Source organism: Spirosoma knui, from assembly GCF_054780635.1.
The window spans coordinates 258,605-280,910 of the sequence record NZ_BAAGVY010000008.1 but is presented as its reverse complement, the minus strand read 5'-3'; the positions used below and the strand labels follow the sequence as shown (position 1 = coordinate 280,910).

The 22,306-nt window shown below is 47.8% G+C and carries 16 protein-coding genes and 1 tRNA gene; 10 read left to right on the top strand and 7 right to left on the bottom strand.

What is annotated here, in order from left to right; all coding sequences use genetic code 11:
- Positions 1–57: 57 nt before the first annotated feature.
- Entirely contained in the window at positions 58–477 is a 420-nt protein-coding gene (locus ACYVIY_RS17890; protein ID WP_460977749.1) for a CHRD domain-containing protein, read from the bottom strand.
- A gap of 343 nt (positions 478–820) precedes the next feature.
- Between ACYVIY_RS17890 and ACYVIY_RS17885 the strand changes: the two genes are divergently transcribed.
- Positions 821–3,088 (top strand): aconitate hydratase, encoded by a 2,268-nt coding sequence (locus tag ACYVIY_RS17885; protein ID WP_460977748.1) that lies wholly within the window; start codon positions 821–823, stop codon positions 3,086–3,088.
- A gap of 147 nt (positions 3,089–3,235) precedes the next feature.
- Here the strand turns inward: ACYVIY_RS17885 and ACYVIY_RS17880 are convergent, their stop codons facing one another.
- The gene (locus tag ACYVIY_RS17880; protein ID WP_460977747.1) at positions 3,236–4,735 is read right to left on the bottom strand and encodes a helix-turn-helix domain-containing protein; all 1,500 of its coding nucleotides are present in this window, start codon (positions 4,733–4,735) and stop codon (positions 3,236–3,238) included.
- A gap of 149 nt (positions 4,736–4,884) precedes the next feature.
- A complete protein-coding gene (locus ACYVIY_RS17875) occupies positions 4,885–5,361 on the bottom strand; it encodes a hypothetical protein (RefSeq protein ID WP_460977746.1) in 477 nt (158 codons plus the stop codon).
- Positions 5,362–7,159: 1,798 nt separating this feature from the next.
- Here ACYVIY_RS17875 and ACYVIY_RS17870 point away from each other — a divergent pair.
- The 3 genes from ACYVIY_RS17870 (at position 7,160) to ACYVIY_RS17860 (ending at position 10,302) form a co-directional block, all read left to right on the top strand.
- Positions 7,160–7,708 (top strand): GNAT family N-acetyltransferase, encoded by a 549-nt coding sequence (locus ACYVIY_RS17870; RefSeq protein ID WP_460977745.1) that lies wholly within the window; start codon positions 7,160–7,162, stop codon positions 7,706–7,708.
- A gap of 72 nt (positions 7,709–7,780) precedes the next feature.
- Positions 7,781–9,496: a hypothetical protein gene (locus ACYVIY_RS17865; RefSeq protein ID WP_460977744.1), complete on the top strand. Its 1,716-nt coding sequence runs from the start codon at positions 7,781–7,783 to the stop codon at positions 9,494–9,496.
- Between the two features lie 293 nt (positions 9,497–9,789).
- On the top strand, positions 9,790–10,302 hold the full coding sequence (locus tag ACYVIY_RS17860) for a DUF1440 domain-containing protein (RefSeq protein ID WP_460977743.1): 513 nt from the start codon (positions 9,790–9,792) through the stop codon (positions 10,300–10,302).
- Between the two features lie 228 nt (positions 10,303–10,530).
- Here the strand turns inward: ACYVIY_RS17860 and ACYVIY_RS17855 are convergent, their stop codons facing one another.
- Together ACYVIY_RS17855 and ACYVIY_RS17850 are read right to left on the bottom strand one after the other, a co-directional pair.
- A complete protein-coding gene (locus ACYVIY_RS17855; protein ID WP_460977742.1) occupies positions 10,531–13,614 on the bottom strand; it encodes an SIR2 family protein in 3,084 nt (1,027 codons plus the stop codon).
- A 228-nt stretch (positions 13,615–13,842) separates the two neighbouring features.
- Positions 13,843–13,927, bottom strand: a tRNA-Ser gene (locus tag ACYVIY_RS17850).
- Positions 13,928–14,137: 210 nt separating this feature from the next.
- Between ACYVIY_RS17850 and purL the strand changes: the two genes are divergently transcribed.
- The 5 genes from purL to ACYVIY_RS17825 all read left to right on the top strand — a co-directional run bounded on the left by purL (position 14,138) and on the right by ACYVIY_RS17825 (position 19,875).
- Positions 14,138–16,396, top strand: coding sequence for a phosphoribosylformylglycinamidine synthase subunit PurL (gene purL / locus ACYVIY_RS17845; protein WP_460977741.1), 2,259 nt, complete (start codon positions 14,138–14,140; stop codon positions 16,394–16,396).
- A gap of 25 nt (positions 16,397–16,421) precedes the next feature.
- Positions 16,422–17,045, top strand: a complete 624-nt coding sequence (locus ACYVIY_RS17840; RefSeq protein ID WP_460977740.1) for a Uma2 family endonuclease — start codon at positions 16,422–16,424, stop codon at positions 17,043–17,045.
- Positions 17,046–17,175: 130 nt separating this feature from the next.
- Positions 17,176–17,979, top strand: coding sequence for an inositol monophosphatase family protein (locus tag ACYVIY_RS17835; protein ID WP_460977739.1), 804 nt, complete (start codon positions 17,176–17,178; stop codon positions 17,977–17,979).
- Positions 17,980–18,054: 75 nt separating this feature from the next.
- Positions 18,055–19,053, top strand: coding sequence for a hypothetical protein (locus ACYVIY_RS17830; RefSeq protein ID WP_460977738.1), 999 nt, complete (start codon positions 18,055–18,057; stop codon positions 19,051–19,053).
- Positions 19,054–19,326: 273 nt separating this feature from the next.
- A complete protein-coding gene (locus tag ACYVIY_RS17825; protein WP_460977737.1) occupies positions 19,327–19,875 on the top strand; it encodes a YfiT family bacillithiol transferase in 549 nt (182 codons plus the stop codon).
- A 28-nt stretch (positions 19,876–19,903) separates the two neighbouring features.
- Here the strand turns inward: ACYVIY_RS17825 and ACYVIY_RS17820 are convergent, their stop codons facing one another.
- On the bottom strand, positions 19,904–20,092 hold the full coding sequence (locus ACYVIY_RS17820; protein WP_460977736.1) for a hypothetical protein: 189 nt from the start codon (positions 20,090–20,092) through the stop codon (positions 19,904–19,906).
- Positions 20,093–20,161: 69 nt separating this feature from the next.
- On the opposite strand from ACYVIY_RS17820, the gene ACYVIY_RS17815 reads away from it, so the two are divergent.
- On the top strand, positions 20,162–21,550 hold the full coding sequence (locus ACYVIY_RS17815; RefSeq protein ID WP_460977735.1) for a DUF4403 family protein: 1,389 nt from the start codon (positions 20,162–20,164) through the stop codon (positions 21,548–21,550).
- On the opposite strand, the gene ACYVIY_RS17810 is transcribed toward ACYVIY_RS17815, so the two are convergent.
- On the bottom strand, positions 21,545–22,183 hold the full coding sequence (locus ACYVIY_RS17810) for a DNA-3-methyladenine glycosylase family protein (RefSeq protein WP_460977734.1): 639 nt from the start codon (positions 22,181–22,183) through the stop codon (positions 21,545–21,547). The two genes, ACYVIY_RS17815 and ACYVIY_RS17810, sit on opposite strands and share 6 nt — an antisense overlap.
- Between the last annotated feature and the right edge of the window lie 123 nt (positions 22,184–22,306).

The window sequence follows — 22,306 nt, the reverse complement described above, 5'->3', positions numbered from 1 at the left end:
CGAAAAAGGCCCTGTCGTGATGGCAGGGCCTTTTCGATCTGATAAGCTGTACGCAGGTTATTGCTTCTTGATATCTCCGCGAATTTCACCGGCTGGATAGGCCGTCGTATGGAGATTCGCGTAATAAAATCCATTCTTCATACTGTCAATTTTGCTTTGAGCTAACAAAACCGTGTTCGAATAGGGAGAAGTGAGTGTACCTGTAAAGGGAACATCTACGCCACCAGTGCCATCCGATTTAGTGATTCTGTGCAAGTGTCCCATGGTGGGGGTCAAGCCGGTGAACGTCACTGTATAGCTCATAACGCGGGTAGATTCGTTCAGATTACCTGCGAATGTACCCGTTGCCGTCGAGGTCGTGGATGTTGGTTTTTCCTGCTGACCGTTCAGTGTAGCCGTGAACTGTGTCGTTGGGGATGCAATGATCGGATTATCGTTGTCTGTTGTATTGCAAGCGGAGAACGCAAAACTTAACATGACAACAGTTGCAGAAAGCAGGCTTTTTGTGTTCATACATTTTAAAATTTATGTGTCGATTCAATGGTATGTATTTATTACATACGCGGTATGAATCATTAACGATTGAATGACTAAGTAGTTTGTCTATGTATTTGTTGACTAATCTTATTTAAAACCGAAAAAGGCTTACTACGTCCTAAGCAAACGCATTATTGAATCATCAATCCACTCCAATACGAACAATATTTCCAAAACGGATGAGAATCTCCTAATTTTGGCCCACTAACCGGAATTCATTTAATGAGTTTATTAGTTAGTTCTATAGAGTATTCGTTCAGTAACCCGTTATTCCCTATCAGCTATGGCTTTTGATTTGGACATGATTCAGCGCGTGTACGCCAACCTCGGCGAACGCGTCGAAGCAGCCCGGAAGGCAGTGGGCAGACCGCTGACCCTGTCGGAGAAAATTTTATACAGTCACCTATTCGCTGGAGTACCTACTCAATCGTTTGAGCGGGGCAAAGCGTACGTCGATTTTGCCCCTGACCGCGTGGCTATGCAGGATGCCACCGCGCAAATGGCCCTGTTGCAGTTTATGCAGGCTGGTCGGCCACAGGTTGCCGTTCCGTCAACGGTTCACTGTGACCACCTCATCCAGGCTGAAGTAGGCGCTGAGCAGGATTTGGACGTTGCCAAGAACAAAAACCGGGAGGTCTATGACTTCCTGTCGTCGATTTCCAATAAATACGGTATTGGTTTCTGGAAGCCAGGAGCTGGTATCATTCACCAGGTGGTACTCGAAAACTACGCCTTCCCGGGTGGAATGATGATCGGTACCGATTCACACACGCCAAACGCGGGTGGACTGGGTATGATCGCCATTGGCGTTGGTGGTGCTGATGCCTGCGACGTAATGGCGGGTCTTGCCTGGGAACTGAAAATGCCGAAACTCATTGGCGTTAAGCTGACGGGCAAACTCAGCGGTTGGGCGTCGGCGAAAGATGTTATCCTGCGCGTGGCAGGTATCCTGACCGTAAAAGGCGGAACCGGCTGCATCGTTGAATATTTCGGCGAAGGCGCAGAGAGCCTGTCGGCAACCGGCAAAGCAACCATCTGTAACATGGGTGCCGAGATCGGCGCTACGACTTCCGTATTCGCGTACGACGAGCGGATGGCCGCTTACCTCCACAGCACAAGCCGCTCGGATATCGCTGAAGCTGCTGAAGCGGTTAAAGCAAACTTACGTTCTGACGACGAAGTCTACGCGGACCCCGCTACGTATTACGATCAGTTGATCGAAATCAACCTGTCGGAACTGGAGCCGCACATCAACGGTCCATTTACGCCGGATCTGGCGTGGCCGCTGTCGAACTTCGCCAAGGCGGTTAAAGAAAACAACTGGCCCGAGCGTCTTGAAGTGGGCCTGATCGGTTCCTGCACCAACTCCAGCTACGAAGATCTGACCCGTTCGGCATCGGTAGCTGAGCAGGCCGTAACCAAAAATCTGAAAGTACGTTCGGAGTTCACCGTAACGCCCGGTTCGGAACTGGTGCGGTTTACAGCTGAGCGCGATGGATTGCTGCAAACCTTCGAAAACATGGGGGGCGTAGTACTGGCCAATGCCTGCGGACCTTGTATCGGTCAGTGGGCGCGTCACATGGACGACCCGACCCGTAAGAACTCGATCATTACGTCGTTCAACCGGAACTTCGCGAAACGGAACGACGGAAACGCCAGTACGCACGCGTTCGTGGCCTCGCCAGAAATCGTAACGGCCTTTGCCATTGCCGGTGACCTGACGTTCAACCCAATGACCGATACGCTGACCAACGAAAATGGTGAGCAGGTGAAACTCGACGAACCACAGGGTATCGAGCAGCCAATCCAAGGCTATGCGGTAGACGACGCTGGTTACCAGGCCCCGGCTGAAGATGGTTCGGGGGTAGAGGTAATCGTTAGCCCAACGTCGGATCGTTTACAGCTGTTGGCTCCATTCCAAGCCTGGGAAGGCACCAACCTGACGGGCCTGAAGCTGTTGATTAAAGCTAAAGGCAAGTGTACAACGGACCATATTTCGATGGCCGGTCCATGGCTGAAATACCGGGGACACCTCGATAATATCTCGAACAACATGCTGATTGGGGCAGTGAACTACTTCAACGAGAAAACCAACAGCGTAAAAAACCAACTGACGGGTGAGTATGGCGAAGTGCCAGCCGTACAGCGGGCGTACAAAGCCGCTGGCATCGGTTCGGTTGTAGTTGGCGACGAGAACTACGGTGAAGGTTCATCGCGGGAGCACGCGGCTATGGAGCCTCGTTTCTTGGGCGTTCGGGCTATTCTGGTACGTTCGTTCGCGCGGATTCACGAAACAAACCTCAAAAAGCAGGGGATGCTGGCTCTGACGTTTGCTAATCCTGCTGATTACGACAAGATTCAGGAAGACGATACCATCGACATCGAAGGCTTAACGGAGTTCGCACCGGGCCGTCCGCTGGAAATTGTGCTGCACCATGCCGATGGCACGAAGGATGAATTCCAGGTGAATCACACTTACAACGAAGGACAGATTGAATGGTTCAAAGCCGGTGCTGCTCTGAACATCATCCGGATGAAGCAGAACGCGTAACGGTTAGAAACCTAGCGTAAATCCGTGTACCATACGTAACCCGGCTAGCTACCTGAGCAGGAGTTAGCCGGGTTTATTTTTGATGAGTAGTAACAGGGCGAATGGTTGGCCTGGATAACCAATGGCTTACTTCCCCAATGCTAATGCTTAATTTAGTTTTTCCATCGCCTGCTTCATGCTGCTGAACTGGCGCTTTTTCTGGAGTACAATTGGGGCCGCAACGCGTTCGCGGCAGTCGAAAATACCGCAGCGCTCGCAGGCTTCATTCACCAGACGATATGGAATATCGTTCTCGGGCATACTCAGAAACTTCATCTTACTCCTGAGATTGTCGTTCACGGCAAAGCACATCGAAACGCTCATGTTCTGCTGCGTAGCCGGTTCGCCCGACCGCGCCTGAAACGGATGCGCCACGGAGACGATGAAGTACTGGTGCCCCGAATCGGCATACTCCGACAACTGAGCCCGGCAGAGGGTACCATCAAAGCCTTTGTTGAGTTGCAAAAACGATAGCTCCTGTAGAATCGTCAGGGCTATCCACCGGCGGCAGTAATGTTCATCGACCATACCTTTCGGTCCCTGCTGCCGCGACAAATGCATCTCTTTAGTTAATTGGAACGTTGTTTTCCCGGCCGTGTGATTAAAGCGGTAAAAGAACAACTGATCAATGCCGAACGAACTCGGTAGTACGTTGCTGAGCCGGTAGAAAAAACGTTCGGGCGTCGCGCCGAAGTCCGTAATCAGTTGCAGAAAGGCATCGTTGCTCCAGGTGTCGCGGGCGAACAGGTCGCTGAGTCGGGCTACCAGCGCGTCGCGCCGAATCAGAATGGCACCGGCAAAATACGACGCTTTGTAATTGTTGAGAATCTGCTCAAATGAATCCGCTTCAACCCAGGAGTACGTGTAGGGTCGATTTTTTAGGTTCATGAACTGAAACCCGACTTCCCGCGCCAGAATAAACGACCGCTGTTCGACCGATAGCCCGGCGTTGAGGTGCAGTTTACGCTGTTCCGGCCGAAATACCGACCGCAGCGACACCAGTTCGGGCTCGGTAAGCGGATCGAAGTAATCGATACTAACGGCATACCGCGTTTTCAGCAGGTTCATCAGCAGGGCTTCACTAACCGATTCGCCCTGGGCTGAATACTCGCTTAGAAACCGATCGGCGTCCGCTTCAATGTCGGGAAAATGGTTGTCGTGCATTTCCTGATACGACCGCAGCATGGTCAGGTATAGCCGTTCAACGCTCATGTTGTAGCTGAGGGCAATGTCCATGAACGTGCGGATCATGGCGCTTACTTTGGCAGGAGCTTCGGCTAGTAATTCGAGCAGGTCGGACGGGTCGATGCCAAAGAGTTCGAGGGGGACTTCCGTCAGAAATTTAGACCGCAGCAGGTCAGAGATCGGTTCTAGTTTCTTGCTTAGCCGAAGCGACACCAGCGTATCGTAATCGACCTGCATGGCATTGGCCAGGGCTGAAATCTTATCAGCTTTCGGGTATTTGCGCCCTTTTTCTATCTCCGTTACGTACGATACAGATAAGCCCGATTGCTGAGCCAGTTCGCTAACCGACAAGCCTTTGTCGATACGTAGCTGACGAAGTTTAAGGCCAAATAGCAGGCGAATATGATCGGCGGGAAAGTTCACGCTTGGGCGGTCAGTTGTCAATGAACTAGAAAACTAATAAAAAAAGCCTTGCCAACCGCAGTTGAGTAAGGCTTTCTGAATAAAGGACCTTAAAAATAACTGGATCCGTTCCGGTTCCAGAACGAAGCTGTACACTTCCTGATGATTACTTAAGAGCCAGCGTCCTGATTCTTGGGTTTACGGCCCCGGGGTTTACCGGTATACTCGCTTTTAGGGGCGTCATCGCTAAGCTGAAGTTCAAAAGCAGTTACGCCTGCATCATAGTCAAACGGCTTTATCGTAAACGTATACTTTGTATTTGCATAATCAAGGCCGTTATTCTTCAGGATTAATGACAAAGATATCGTGTAACTTTTAGCGGCTTTAACCAGTTCAAACGACTCCGATTGCTCATCGTTTGTTGGCACCAGATACAAGGTTTTAATTTTGCGTTTGCCTTCCTGAACCCCAATTCTGAAACGGGTATTGTTGGGGTCTATGTCTAACTGCGCAATTGACTTTTGTGGAAAAACGAGTTTGCCACCACCCGAAATATAGCCCGTAACTGGCGATGGATTAGACGTTTTTTTGCCTTTAGGTTCGCTGTTTTCTTCGGGAGAAAAGAACCGGATTGCTGTCGCCTTCATGTTTTATAAAGTAAATTTTGGTACAAACATACAGATTCCGAGATTTCAAACAATAACGAAGTTCAATATCTAGTTAAATCTAATTACTGAAAAAAAGTTTTAGAATTCATTGGTTATTCGTTGTAAATAGTAAGCAACTTCAATTTTTATTCCGCTTTTTATCAAAACGGTTTTTATCTAAAAAAACAAAATAGATAGGAGCAATTAGTAACCGTATATAAACAAATGAAAAGCCCCTCCGCCAAGTTTTGGGGAGGGGCTTTTGAAAGATGTCGGTAAAGAAGACGTAGCAACAGGGTAGCAAACTACTCCATGGCGTACCCACTACCAGACGAAGCAGGAATACTGTAACTTTCCCGGCAGACAGCCCGGTTACTTCCTCATTTATATTCTAAACCCCATTCCTGGCAACGGCTCACAATGGCCCACAGGTTACGAACCATTGTAATCTCTCCGCCACATAAACTCACAATATTACCGGTTTCGGTACGGAACACCGTTTCCAGGTGACCAGAGTAAACATGGATGCCTTCTTCCCTCGAGCTAACGTCAAATTCCCAGGTGTCACTTGTCGCATGCGCTAGACAATGGAGTTCAATAAGTTGTGTTTCAGTTAGTTCGGCGTATGTTTTCACCGTTGTTGGGTTAGTCATAGGCTGTTTGAGAGCATTTATGTCGAGTAGTTTCGGGCAATTAAAGTGCCAAGTCTGTGCGTCCATCTAGAGTAGGGTCATATCGAACATCTGTATGTAACTTAATTTGATAGAACAGGCTATCGATGATGGGTATAGTCTACGTAAGGTTATCTAAATTAATAAAATAAGCAAATATGGTTATACAGGTTAACCAAGAATTTGCCAAAAAACTATGTAATGTGCTATTTATACCTATGTTTTGTTACACAGCGCTTTAGGGGGTAACGCTGTAGTGGAATGGATAGCCCATTCAAAAACATAGTATGGAAGAAGGGGGACGGGGGTGAGAGGTTTAGAATCTAGCCTGCTCTGTTGCGAAATTTTAATGATATTTAAATAATAGCTGGATTTAATTGTAATAAATAGGTATAAGCAGGAAGTTAGGTGAATTAGCACATGCCAGAACCCTAATTTATAGCCAGGTGGCATTGAAGCAGCTACGAAAAGATTGACTTAAGCCGGTGCATAACTGGCCAGTTGCGTCGTTTAAAAAATATTTTTTTGGTAACACAAGTCGATTCGCCTAACTGACCTGAATTTGCTTACCGGTTCGCCATCGGCCCGATACTTGTTTACGAAAATTATAGTGTATCTAAGACGGACTGGATAACAGAATAAGAAGTGGCGTAAACAATTATCAGCAGCACGCAATCAATAAAACCGCTGCTCAATTATAAGGTCGATCCGGATTCTGTGTTTATAGGTTTCCTTATTACACTTCCGTGACTTAACTCATACGTGTCCCATTCTGAAAGCCAAACCCTAAACTCTTTTTGTGAACTCGAAATAGTCTCATGATGGCAAGGTGTTGTTCAATAGACACTGTACCGACTAGCGGATTAACGAACTCAATTTTTAGCGCCGAAATGTTTATTTAATGGTCAACATCTGAATAGTATATCTGGTCTTTTTCGGGAAATGAAGTCACTATTTTTTGACTGAGGTTTATAACTACAGGTAACAGCTCAATCATAAACTAATAAAACATGACAATTTCGGGAGAAGATTTTCAGAAACCATTTTTAGAAGTTGGATTAGGGAGGACTAGTATTGAAAACCTATTCTTTAGGAATTGATATTGAAATACTCGACCAGACTGAACTATGTTTAAAGTGTTGTATGCCGATTCGATTTCGCTGCATCTGATCAATCAAGATAACTTAGCGGATGTACATGCGCTGTTTCAGGGCTATCCTGATTCGGATGAACTGCTCGTGGAGATCGCTGAAAATTACCTACCGCGCTACGTCGATGGGAAACGAACGAATTACGGATTCTACACAACGCTCAACGACGAACTCGCGGGCTTGAGCTTGTTAAGTATTGATAGTTGGCGGGCGCAGAAAGGATCAACGGGGGCTGATACGCTTATGCACATGCGGGGAAGGGGAGTGGCCCCGCGCAGCAAACCGCACCTATTTTATCTGGCCTTCGCGCTACTGGGGTTGAACCGGGTAGAAACGGGCTGTTTCGTCTCGAACCTAGCCTCGAAACGGTCGATTGAGAAAACGGTAGGTTTTAGGCTGGAAGGGGTTATGCGCGAATCGGGCCTGAACGACCATGGAGAGTTTGAGGACGAGTATCTTTATGCCATTCTGCGGAAGGACTGGCTAACATTATACGACAAAACGCGGATTGAACTCGTCTACTAATCGGCCACGGCTAAATCTGGCAGGCCAAGGTACAGATGTTAAAGTGTAATCAGGCTCGTTATCGGTTAAACTATGCGTTATCTGTTTGTCATTTTGAGTATACTGGGTTCAGCAGCGGCAACGGGCCGACCGGTCAATGCGTTCTTGGGTGTTGGCAAGGTTAGTTTGTTTCCTACGTCTATTGAAAAATTTTATTCGAACCGGCAGTTGGTTATGGCTACGCAACTCGATACCAACATTCGAAAAGGCGTGGCAGCTAAGCCTAAACCAGCCAAAGGTAACACCGCACCCGGGAAGGTTGACGATAGCCAGCGCGTGACCGCTGCGGCTCTGGCTAACCGAACCGTTCATGCTTCGCTGTCGTCGATTCGGGCCTTTAAGGGTACGGCTCCCAAAGCGTTTTATCTCATCGACCGCGACAAAGGGGGGATTTTTGCCCATGATTCGCTGGATACGTCGACGCCTGACGATGGAGCCGTTACGTTGGTCGACGGCTCGAAACGGCGCTACAAACGAAAGTTCGATGGACCGGCCAACCTGATCTGGTGGGGTGCCAAGGGCGACAATTCGGCCAACGACAGTGCGGCCGTACAACGGGCTATTCAGTACGTATGCTCGGCGGCCCGGCCCACCAGTGGCGAGTTGCCGACGTATTCCGGTAATCCGGGAACCCTGATTTGCCCGGTCGGTACGTTCCGCGTCGCCAACATCAAAATACCGGGATCTATCCGAATTATTGGGCAGGGTGGCGGTACCTACGCGTCAACAACCTTTGTGCAGAGCCGCCCCGGTGTTAATATTTTTATGCTGGAACCCGACGTGGATGGGCTGAGCAACTCTACCATCTTCGAGAACATCGCCCTGAAGTCGGGCTCCCGCAGCCGTAACCCTAACGTAGCGCAGATCAAAGTGCGGTCGGGCCTGTCGAGCAACAGCCTGTATTTCCGCAATGTCTGGTTTAAATCGCCCGAAAACTTAGGCGTCGATATTCCACAGGGCGACGATATTCAGTTTACGGACTGTAAGGCCGACGTGGCTCCCTTCGACGTAATTCGGCTGGGCTCGGCCAAAGGCAAGGTCACCAACGCCCGCATCACCGGCATGACGTTCTATCGAGTGGCGAATGCGGCCGTAAGGCTGGTGAACGTACGCGGGCTGACCATCTCGAACAACGTATTTTACACCAACGACGATGGGAGTTTCAACGTACCGGACGGCGTGTGTATCGACGGCCAGAACGCGGCCGACATCGACGCGGTGAGCATAACGGGAAATACCGTCAACAACGTACCGGACTTCATCCGGCTACCCACGCTGACCAGAACCGTATCGGTCGTCAGCAATACGCTCACCAATGTAAACGGTACGTTCATCAACCTGTTTGGGGGCGCCGTGGCGTATGGCTGGACCATTGTTGGCAATTCGGTGTCGACCTCGCCAAAGTCGGGCTTCGCTACGGCACCCATCACCGGCGCGGGCTGTGGCTTGCAGGGATCAACCATAATGGGGAACAGTTTCTTTTCGGGAAAGGCTACGGCGCTGGGCATCAACCTGCCCGACAGTCGGGTGTTCAGCAACGTCATCAGCGGCAATACCGGGATCAATATCACCAACATGTACAGCCTGGCTAATCTGGCGTTAAATGGGCAATCGCTGCCCGACGCCATTGGCAGCCTGAAAACGGGCGACCTATTTTATTACGATGGGACTAAACTGCACCGAATCGGTATCGGGGCCAACGGGCAATCGCTAAAAGTGGTCGGGGGTGTTCCGGCCTGGTCGAACTAACGGCGTTACGTAGCAACTGACCTGAGAATCAGTATTCAACAGCATTAGGGAATAGGGGTTGTTGCCTTTTATGTACTGATTACCAAAACGTAATGGCTTGTAATCGGTGATTGCTGAGGCTTAGCCCCCGTCACTCAGGGGCTAAGCCTCAGCGTTTAATACGTACTATCTCCGTGGTTTGTGTTCTCACAAACCACAAATGCGTCAGCAAGGCCAAAACTATCCGGACAGACGGTTTGTGTCCCCACAAACCAAGGTAACGTAATACGTAATAAACAACCCTTCCTATTCCCATGACAAAGTCCAGCCCATATCTTGACGTAAAAACACACAGCGCCCTGCCGATCATGCTGCGGGCGGGATTGATAGCCGGTACGCTCGACATTACGGCCGCCAGCATCCAGTATCTCCTGTCGGGCGGTAAGAGCGTAGTGACGTTGCTGCAATTTGTGGCGAGTGGCTTCTTTGGCAGCGACGCGTTTACCGGCGGACTGGCTATGGCGGGCTGGGGGCTGCTGCTCCATTACGGCATTGCGCTCAGCTTTGCGGCTTTGTTCGTGTTAATCTACCAGAAGCTGCCGCGCTTACGAATCGACCCAATCCTGATGGGCGTATTGTACGGCGTATTCGTCTGGATCGTGATGAATTTGGTTGTTGTGCCCATGAGTCAGGCTGCTACCCGGCCGTTCACGCTGAGCCGCGTGGCGATTAGCATGGGTATCCTTATCGTAGCGATCGGACTGCCTATTTCGCTATTGGTCAACCGATATTTTTCCAACAAACCATTGGCAGCTCACTCGCGATAAAACGATACGTTGTAATTAGAAGGAAATTCTAAGTATATACATGCCAACGAAGAGGTATCGAGTGTATTATCAGAAGGTTAGCTAACAATGTAATGGTAAGGTAAGTACGAGAGCATTAGAATGGGTCTGCCTTTTGCTGTTATCGTTGTGCTAAATCCACCAGAAGGGCACGACGGCATAATTAACTGTTACGTGCGATACAATCTTAGATTGTATCGCACGTAACAGTTAATCTTCTAAAGTACTAACAGGTTGTAATACTGCACTTATCCCGAATAAATAAAAGTGCAACTTTACACTACAAGATTCACCATCTCTTAATTTTCGAAAATTCTCACGTGCAAACTTAAAACGCCTTTGTAATTCAGTAGATTTAAAAGCATAACCTTTACCAGCCGTTCTAATTACATTGCCTTCAAATATACGGTCTGTAGCTCCATCAACATCTTTCCACTTAAGTTTATATTCTGGATTTAACGAGTGATACTGATCTTGAATATTTTCTAAATATAACCTAGCTTCGTGAAAGTTGCGGTTATATGAAGCTGCAACATAATTAAAGTAATTATATCTTAACGGGTTATGTTTGCCATACCAAACCATACTTTTTGATAAGCTAAAGAACTTAATTCTAATATTTGGATCGTATAACCTACGTCCATACTCTCTAAAAAGAAATATTGCTACATCATCATCCTTGAAAAAGTCTAACTCTTCTAAAATAATACTTTGCTCACCAAATTCCGCTTGTATCCTATTTAGAAAATTATACTTTAGAATTAAAGCTAAAGGCCTAAGATTATAGTTGTCATTGAATTCATCTAGTTTTTGTAAGTAGGTCTGATAGTTGTTGGATTGACGATATTCCCTTTCATACCTTTCTTGTAATTCTAGAATTATTGCTATTCCGCCTGTAACAGCATTAACGGCAAGGTTAAAATTATCTTCAATTTTTATTTTCAATTTTAATTCCGTTTCCGGTTCAAGAACTACATTGTCTAGTTCCCACATCAATAGAGTTAGATAATCATAATAGCTAAAGGAAGATGTAGGATCTAATTGTTGCTTTAGAAGAAACAAATCTTTTGCTTCTTCTAAGTATGTTATTGTAAGGCTTAATTCGTTCTCTTCTTTGTAATATAGCTTTGCTAGCTCAAAATTTAGTAAGGCTCTTCTATGTATAAATTTATCATTCTTTCTATCTAAAAGAGAGTCTGCGTATACCATTATGTCAACCGCTTTCTTAAGGAAGTCTTTTGTGCCTCGATACTGAAGATTTTTGCAATAATGTAATAAGAAGTAAGGCTCTTCTTGAAATTTTTTATATGCTAAGTCGTACAATTTATTCATAAACCTGTCTCCAAACTCATTAGTTCCTTTTAAAGCTTTAAAAAGATTTACAATTAGCTTACTATTTAGGCTAGTGGAATCAATACAATTAATTATGTTTTGATAGTATTTTAATCTTGAATCTGAATTTTTCAATACTTCTTGAACTAACCTTTCGGCTATTTGTGGATGCTTAGTTTTGAAAAAAAGATCAGTACTTTTACCTTTTGAATTACTATAGTCATGAATTAATATGCCTTTACCCTCTACCTTGATTACTTTCTCAGTAAATTCATTCCAATCAGATGCTACAATATTGTTTAAAAGTCCAGATGGCATTAAAATCCCAAATCGATGTAATAAAGCCGTATTAACAAAAGCGTACTGGCACTTTTCAGATAGTTCTTCATAAGCATCTCTTAAATCTCGAATGTGCTTTCCATTACTTACTAAATCCAACATTGTTATGAATGGATCACTGCCTAATTTGTCTCTTACTTTACCTACTAAATCATTTCTTTCGTGAACGTCTCGAATAGATATTAATTGGTTAGCGGCTAGTTTATCGACTAATTCTCCTATCTCATCTGTACTTAAATTTTCATTTATATCAATCGTGTATATATTGTTACTGTGCATACTTCTTTTATGTTTCTCTAAGATATTTTCTCTAATCGACAAAACAAAACAAATGGATTTGTCTGGTATTTGTTGTATAGATAATTGTAGGCGTAAATCCATTAAAATTTTATATACAGAGTCAACTTCAACTCTATTACAATAAAATATTATATTCTTTGAGTCAACGCATTTAATCAAATCAATTATGTGTTCCTTTTTTAAACTGTCTGGTTCAATTATTTCAAAAGCTATAGTGTCGTTATTGCTATCATTAACAATTTCATGGATTAACCTATAATTAAAAGTAGTTTTACCTATACCGAAGGAGCCTGTTAAGAATACAATTGGTAAAATGTCATTGCTTTTTTTTGAAAAGTGTAGAACAGTGTTTTTAGCAGAATTAATTAAATTGCTTCTTATTATATCAAAACTGTTTTTAATTACAATATAATTAGGTTCTTCTCCTAAATAAAAATCTTTCTCTGAAATTATTCTTCCATTGTAGTTGTTATTCAATTGTTCTATATAGCTTGCAATATTGTAGGATAACCTATTTGTTATTTTAATTCTTTCATTGTTACTATTTGTGAATTTCGCAACCTTATCTTTGTGTTTGCTTAGAAAAGTTTTTTCTTCCCATAGCTTATACTCTTTGAAAAATTCTTCAGCTGTTAGCTTTATTATACACACCCTATTCTTTTCATAATATTCTAATCTAAAATCAGAGACATATGGGTCTAAGCTGTATATTAACTTGCCATTTCTGTAATTATGCTTGTCAAAGTGTTCTAAGATGATTTTAGCTAACGGGTCAGAGTACGAATAGCCAACTGATAATAAGTTAACTTTAGGCGATAAATTTTTAATAGGGTTAAATACCTTCTTATAAAAGCTATCAGCTTTTTTAAAGTCATCTGTTGAGAAAACTAACGGATATTTACTTTTATCTATTAAGCAACCATTTAATTTAACATATCTTACTTCATCGTTGCTTAAATACGAATTATATTCTTTATTACTTCTTACTGGAATTAGTTTAAATGCGCAATTGCTTGTTTCTTTAACTTCATCATAAGTTTGTTCTAACAACAAATCAAAATTTGTTGTTATTATTTCTCTCCATTTTATAGATAAAATTGTTTTATGGTGATCTTCTGGTCTTAAGCTACTTAGTAAATCTTGTACAAAATTGTCGAAATTAGCCCTGCTAAAAATTGGGTTAGATGACATAATGTCAACAAATTCTACTATATCATTTGTGTCAAAATTTTGGCCAGTTTCTTCCTCATAATATTTTATTAATTGATGGCTTAAAAATTTCTGTTTGTAATTGATGCACCAGCGCCTAAAAAAAGTATACATTCTCCCGAATAAATATTGTTAAATAATTCTTCAAGTTTAGAGCGATCTATTGTATTTGGGTTGAGAATATGCTTCATATAACTTTTAATTTGTGGATTAGATAAAATGAAAAAAACTCAAGTAAAAGTATATGTTACCCAATAACTAACATAAGTAGGTTGCAGTTTCGGTGGCTTAGCCCAAAAAAAAAGTGCTCAAATGTTGATTTTGAGCACTTAACTTTTCTTGCAGAGGGAGAGGGATTCGAACCCCCGGACCTGTTACAGTCTTCGGTTTTCAAGACCGACGCAATCGACCACTCTGCCATCCCTCTTTCTGGGTGCAAATATACGAGCGTTTTAAGATTTGTCAACCCCCAACCCGCCATTTTCGCTCAAAAACCGTAGTTTTGCGCATATTCAATGAGCGAAAGAGTGAATGAGTGATTGAGCGAAAGACATTTAGCTTCATCTTCCGGCTACAGTTTTCTCGCTCAATCACCGCACGGCCGCCCGGTCATTCACTCAATCACTAATTCATAAATATGGAAACTACCGAATCGCTCCCCACGCTCGAAACTGCCCGTAAACTGGGCCTGCTCCCCGACGAATTCGACCGCATTGTTACCATCCTGGGCCGTCAGCCCAACTTTACCGAGCTGAGTATCTTCTCGGTGATGTGGTCGGAGCACTGCTCGTATAAAAACTCGATTGTCTGGCTCAAAACGCTGCCCCGTGATTCGGATCGGATGCTGGCCAAAGCCGGGGAAGAAAACGCCGGACTGGTCGACATTGGTGATGGGCTGGCCTGTTCCTTTAAAATTGAGTCGCACAACCACCCGTCGGCGCTGGAGCCCTACCAGGGGGCCGCTACGGGCGTCGGCGGGATTAACCGCGATATTTTTACGATGGGTGCCCGGCCCATCGCTCAACTCAACTCGTTACGTTTCGGCGACCTGAACCTGGCCAAAACCAAGCGGCTGTTACGGGGTGTCGTCAAAGGCATCGGCGATTACGGCAATGCCTTCGGGATTCCAACCGTGGGGGGAGAGCTGTATTTCGATGAGTGCTACAATACGAACCCGCTCGTCAACGCGTTCTCGGCTGGTATCGTTGAGGTAGGTAACGTCGCTAAGGCAACCAGCTACGGCGTCGGTAATCCGGTGTTTATTGTCGGATCGGCAACGGGTAAAGACGGTATCCACGGCGCTACGTTTGCTTCGGAAGACATTACGGCCGCTTCGACCGATAAGCTGCCCGCCGTGCAGGTCGGCGACCCGTTCATGGAAAAACTCCTGCTCGAAGCCACCCTCGAAATCATCGCTACGGGGCATGTGATCGGTATTCAGGACATGGGCGCGGCTGGCATCATCTGCTCTACGTCGGAGATGAGCGCCAAGGGCGAGCACGGCATGATTATCGACCTCGACAAAGTACCGACGCGGCAACCCAACATGGCTCCGTTCGAGATTCTCCTGTCGGAGTCGCAGGAGCGGATGCTGGTCGTGATCGAGAAAGGCAAAGAAGACGTAATCCAGCGTATTTTCGATAAGTGGGATTTGAATTGCTCGCAGATCGGCGAAGTAACGGCTGCCCCCGAAAATGGCATGGGTCGTCTGCATTTTTACCGCTACGGTGAACTGGTTGCCGACGTACCGGCCCATGACCTCGTGCTGGGTGGTGGCGCTCCGCAGTACCACCGTGAATACCGCGAACCCGCTTACATTCAGGAATACGCCAAGTTCGACTTATCGGACGTCGACGATCTGGAAAAAGATGAGATCAAAAAAGTAGCCGAACACCTGCTCACGCACCCGAACATCTGTTCGCGTCGGTGGGTCTATGAGCAATATGATTCGATGGTCGGCACCGCCAACCGCAGCACCAACGCACCGTCCGATGCGGCCGTGGTACGGGTGAAAGCGCCCGGTCTGCCCGCTACCGATAAATCCATCGTAATCACCGTCGACTGCAACAGCCGGTACGTGAACGCGAACCCGCGCCAGGGCGCTATGATTGCCGTGGCCGAAGCCGCCCGCAACATCGTGTGCTCAGGGGGAGAGCCGCTGGCCGTAACCAATAACCTGAATTTCGGTAATCCCTACGTACCGGAAGTGTACTGGCAGTTTGTCGAGGCTGTGCAGGGCATGGGCGAAGCGTGCCGCCGGTTCAGTACGCCGGTAACGGGTGGTAACGTCAGCTTCTACAACCAAAGCTCCGACGACGGTCCGGTTTTCCCGACGCCAACGATCGGTATGCTGGGCCTGATGGAAGACCCGACCCACCGCATGACGCTCAATTTCAAGAACACGGGTGACTGGATTTATCTGATTGGGCCATCAACAGACGATATTGCTTCGTCGGAGTACCTGTATTCATACAAGGGCATCAAGGCCGCGCCCGCCCCGTATTTTGAGTTCGAGACTGAATGGCGCGTTCAGGAAGGCATCAAAACCATGATACGTAACGGCTGGATCGAATCGGCTCACGACATATCGGACGGCGGTTTGTTTGTGGCCCTGGCGGAATCGGCCATGGCGGGTGATAAGGGCTTCATGATCGACACCAACGATCGGTACCGGCGCGATGCGTTCCTGTTCGGCGAGGGCCAGAGCCGCGTCGTGATTTCGGTATCGCCGGATAAGCTGCACCTGGTGGAAGGCTATCTCGATGAAGGCTACAACGTCTTCACCCGTCTGGGTACCGTCACCGATGCCAACTTCGTAATTGACGACGAACTCGTGCTGACCACGGCCGACGCGAAGACCTTGTACGATAACGCACTCGGCAACATCATGCAGTAAATTAGCGCTTAAACAATGCGTAGATATGCTAGCTGCTCAATCGAACCAACGTCCACAGTACACCGTTGAGGAATACCTTCAGCTTGAAGAAAAAAGCGAGGTACGTCACGAGTTTTATAGAGGTGAAATCTATGCGATGGCGGGAGGTACCGTCAATCATAATCTGCTCATCGACTCTGTAAAAGATCTGTTCAAGGCTGGCCTCAAAGGGAAAAGCTGTCGTGTCTTCTCGGAGAATATGAAGGTGGATGTGCTGTCGGATGGATATATGCCGTATCCCGATGTGGTGCTTACCTGCCATCCGTTCGATTTACGCGGAGATAATTTGGTGGTTCGTCAGCCTCGGTTACTGGTTGAGGTGTTGTCGAAATCAACGGCCAGTCAGGACCGGGGTTTCAAATGGCAGAAATACCGCAAGATTCCGTCGCTCTGGTATTATATGCTGGTTGATCAGTATACGACAACAGTTGAACTCTTTAGCCGCATTGAAGAAACCAGTGAGTGGATCAACTCGATCTACGAAGATTTGGCAGACACGATCGTGCTGCCTCGGCTGGGCGTTGAGATGACCGTAGGCGCTATATACGACGGTATCGAGCTAGTCCCCGAAGCTGGCGATGGGGCGACGGATAGCAATCCAGCAGAATGAACGTATTGCTTTATAATTAACGGAAGTGGTGTCGGGTTCTTAGACCTGACACCACTTTTTATATGGCCTAGCGTCAACAATATGTTGCGTCAGCATTTTTACAACTTTATAAAACAAGAACGAATCGATTATGACTCAGGACTTAGCTGCCCTTACCGGAAATATTTGCCGTATCGCTACCGAGGCCGGGGCGTTTCTACTTCAGGAACGAAGCCGGTTTCAGCGGGATGCCATTGAGTACAAAGGATTGAACAACCTCGTTTCGTACGTCGATAAAGAAACGGAGAAACAACTGGTCGAACGCTTAAGCCAGTTGCTGCCCGAAGCCGGTTTTATTACCGAAGAAGGAACCACCGGTCAGGAGGCCGACCCAACGGCTCTGAACTGGATTATCGATCCGCTCGATGGTACGGCCAATTTCATTCATAATCTACCCGTCTTTTCGGTGAGTATCGGACTGGCGCAGGGCAAAACGCCCATTGCCGGTGTTGTCTACGACCCCAACCGCGACGAGTGTTTTTCGGCCTGGCAGGGTGGGGGTGCCTATTGCAACGGGCAGCGACTGAACGTATCGCCCGCTACCCAACTGGGCGAAAGCCTGATTGCGACCGGATTTCCGTACTACCGCTTCGACCAGATGCAGAAGTACCTCCAGATCCTGGAGACGCTGATGCAGCAGACGCACGGGTTGCGCCGGATGGGGTCGGCAGCTATTGACCTGGCCTACGTGGCGGCTGGTCGGTTCGAGGCTTTCTACGAGTATAACCTCAATTCCTGGGACATGGCGGCTGGTGTGTTGCTGGTGCGCGAAGCAGGCGGTATCGTTACGGATTTCGACGGGGGCGACGAGTTTCTGTTCCGGGGTGACGTGATTGCCAGCAGCGGCATTCATCCCGAGTTAATCCGAGTTATTAAGACGTTTTGGCAGGCATAGTTATTGGTTTAGGATGTGTAACCTATTGCTAAGCCGTTTTCAACGTAATGTTAATCGTTGCTGCCACTGGGCCCAGTGGCAGCAACGATCAGCAAACAATACAGCCTGCAAAAAGCACTGATACAGCTCATCATGAGTCGGTTTTGCTCTATAGTCATTCTGGGTGTGGCGCTTTTAGGGTGCCGGGAAACAAGTGTGCCGGTACCCGCGGCTCAATCTACTGAACCCATCGCCCGAATCTGGGAACGGGTGTTAACCAAGAGTGTGGCCCTCACGCCCAGCCAGGCCGACACGTTGCAGTTTGTTCAACTGGCTGACGGCTACCATGCGGTCAATCACGGGATGGATAGCTGGTTCACGTATGATCAATCAGGCCGACTGATCACGCAGCGAATCGACGGATATCGTTACGGAGAGGGCCTTGAGATGAAACAACAAACTTACACGTATCACTACAGCTCGGAAATGCTGACCATGACGCGGGAAAGCGTATCAAAGAACCGGAGCGGTCCGTATTCAAAATCTACCCAACAAATACCGGTAGACGCACAGGGGCACGTAGCGTACTCACCCCAGATCTATCCATTTTTTTACTGGACCGACACTGGCCTTAGTGCTCTGTTCCGTAACGTCTTGTTGGCGTTCGCTGGCGATACGCTGCGCACCTACGACGCCGACGGATTTATAACCAGGATCCAGCAAGTCAGTCAATCGTCGTCCAACGGATTCCGGGTGAGTCAGGTGCAGGAAGTGAGCGATGGCAACGTAATACAGACCCGAAAAATACGAGAAAGCCTGAATTTACTGAACCCGTCGGCGTCACCACCCGAAGTGCTCGAGTCCAACCAGTACGAGTTTGACAAATCCCGGCCGGGCCTGCGCAATCCGTATCCGTTCTTAGGAAATACCAACCGGAATCTGGTTGTCAGATCCGTGACGACCGCAGGCAACGGAACCCCGCTTTACTCGGAAGAATACCGATACGAATACGATACGAAAGGCCGGGTGAAGCGCTATTTTATTACGAATGAGGGCTACATCATCGTAGGCGACATTGATTACGTCAACTCGTAAGTCTATTATTGATAAACTGGAAGCTGTTATGGCAGTGAAAGGTCAATTTCTACGGCTGACCAGCGGAACTGGGCCACTGCCTTACATCTGTGTCGATCGAGGTTGAATGAAGCTCCTGTTTATTCGGATTCTGTAACCTTTTCGTAGTATTACCAGTATGAATAGAGTGAGCAGGGCCGGACGGACCAACGTATCATCACCAGCACAACCGATGATGGCTCCGTAACGGTCGAATTCAAGACGTAACAAATCCTTAAACGGCACAGTAAAACCATGCAAGACATTGAGGCTCTCCGCTACCCAATTGGGGCATTCGATTACGGGAAAACGTTCTCATTCGAAGAAACCAAACAGCAAATCAACGAGATTGATCAGTTTCCTGTTAAGCTAACCGAACTGACGGGCAAGTGGGGCGATGATCGGCTTGATACGTCATACCGTCCCGAAGGCTGGACGATCCGTCAGTTGGTTCACCACATTGCCGACAGCCACATCAATGCATACGTGCGTACGAAGCTAGCTCTGACCGAAGATAACCCAACCATCAAGCCTTACGAAGAAGGCGAATGGGCGAAGCTGCCTGATGCAACCCTGGATATAGCGCCCTCGCTGGTCATTCTGCGAAACCTGCACCAGCGCTGGGTTGTGGTGCTGTCGTCACTTACGCAAAGCGATTTACAACGCACGTATTACCATCCTGGTAGTCAGCGTACGTTCACAATCGGGCAACTGATCGGTCAGTACGCCTGGCATGGCGAACACCACTATCAGCAGGCGTATCGGTTAGCCGAGCGGAACGGATGGCTGGAAAATAATGTATAATACGTAGCGAACCTGGAAGTACCGCTGGCTATACTGGCTGTACTTCCATGCTCTTCACGAACTCAATTGTCAGTACGTCATGCAGGAGTTGATCATCTTCGTAATCTTCGCAGTAGCAATCGGTTACCTGGGTAATCGGGTATACCAAAGCTTTAGCCGGAAACAGGCGGGCTGCGGCAAAGGATGCGGCTGCGCAACCGATACAAAGGCAATTCATGTGAAAAAACCTATATAGACTATAAAATTTGTAGTCTAACAATTTGATAATCCGGTGGTTTGTTGTGCAGTGAATACGCAACGAACCATCGGTTTTCTTTTTATTGCCGCGGCTTTAGCCATTTCCGTGGGGTGCCATCGTGTGCGTCCTGAAGCGCCGTTTACTGCCGACTTCGACCCGGCCATTCCGGACCCAGTTTCGTATCTGGCTGGTAGTATTACGTTCAAAATACCAGAACTGGAGCGAAAAATAAACCGGGCACTGAAACCTGTACTTGTCTCCGAAGAAACATTTAAAGGAAAAAAAGGTGAAGCCTGGCGGCTGCGGGTCGAACGAACCGGGCCCGTACAGATTCAGTATGCCAGTGGGCGCGTTACGTTCTCAGCCCCGTTGCAGGTATGGTACAGCAACCCAATCGGTCTACGCAAACACCGGAAACGGCGCCCTTTGTGCGCGCTGGCCGTCGACTTCGCCAGTCCGCTGACCATTGCGCCGAACTGGCGGCTGGCAACGCGTTCGCGCTTCGAAAATTACCGATGGATCGAACGCCCCACCATTCGGCTGATGGGTATTAAGGTTGGCATTACCAAACTGGCCGAAACGCTGCTGGATAAGCGCCGGGCCGATATTGAAGCCGCGATCGACAACGCGGTCCATTCCGAACTGCGGCTCGACCGTTACGTTGGGCGGGTGTGGCGCGACATTCAGAAACCGTTACGGATCAGTAAAAAGCCCGAAGAAGTCTGGATTATTCCCCGCCCGTTTAGTATAGCGGCTGCGCCTGTAAGCGGTAACAGCCGACGTATTACGGTACCGCTACAGATTGCCTTTAAAGTTGATACGCGGATTGGCCCTAAACCCGACAGTTTAGTGCTGGAACGCCTGCCCCGGTTGCTTCGGCGCGCTAAACTGCCCGAAGCTTCGCGCTTGCAGGTGCTGGCGCGCATTCCCTACACCGATCTCAACCGGGTGCTGGACCGCACCATACAGAACCAGAAAATCAATCTGGCAGGAGGGAATATAAAGGTTGGTAAAATAAAGGTTTATGGTGGAGGACGTTCGCTATTTGTGAAAATGGATGTAGGCGGGGCTATAAACGGAACCTTATATTTTCACGGCGAACCCGGATACGACACGCTGACGAATACGCTACGCGTACAGAACCTCGATTTTGACGTCGATACGAAAGAACACCTGTTCGCCACTGCCGACTGGTTGCTGCACGACCACCTGCGCGACACGCTTCAGTCGGTTATGGTTGTACCGCTGCACCACGAAATTTCCGAGATTCCGAACAAGATCGAAACCGCATTTACCCGCGCCAAGGCCGGTCAGAAAACCGCGCTGGACATTGACGCCTTTCGAATGGTACCGCAGCGGCTGGTGGTTCGCCCCGAAGGCATTGAAGTGCTGATTAAAGTCGAATCGAAGGTAGCCGTCATGGTGAAGAAATTATAAACTCACCGGCTGTGCTCCCGGCTTCCAGCGCCACAGATAGCGGCAAGCCGTGGTTCGATACGGTCGCCAGGCGTCGGCAATGGCGTGCAGCTCCTTGTACAACGGTCGACCGGTTAACCCCTGCGTGCGTTCAGGATAGGCCAGCATCATCCGCTGACGTATCACCAGATCATCGATCGGGAACACATCGGGACGGTTAAGCACAAACATCAGCAGCATCTCCACCGTCCAGCGCCCCACGCCTTTAATGGGAATCAGGTACTGCACAATTTCCTCGTCGGTCATGGGGTCGAGGTGCGCCCGGTCCATGGGATGGGCCAGGGTGAACTCCGCTACGCTTTGCAGGTATTTAATTTTCTGAAACGATAGCCCAGCACTCCGCAACTCTTCGGCGGACATACCCAGCACGGCCTCAGCCGCTGGGTAACCGTCGGGAAACAGGGCCCGGAACCGGGCGAAGATGGCATCGGCGGCTTTAACTGAAATCTGCTGCGATACAATGCTTTCCAGCAGGGCTAAGTACACATCGTCGGCGTAGTCGTTGAAAATTTTTGGGGCAGACGTTTCAGCAATAAGCCGGGCCATAATCAGGTCCTGAGCTAGGTGAAGCAGTGCGGAGTCGTTCGGTTGCATAAAGTTTGAAGAACTAGTTTGGTGTTTTAGCTTTCAGCTAGTTGCTAACAGATTCCGTGGTTTGTGGGAATAAGATAAATAGTTGCTAGCTCTTCGGTCAGGTAGTTGTTGCTGACGCGTGGC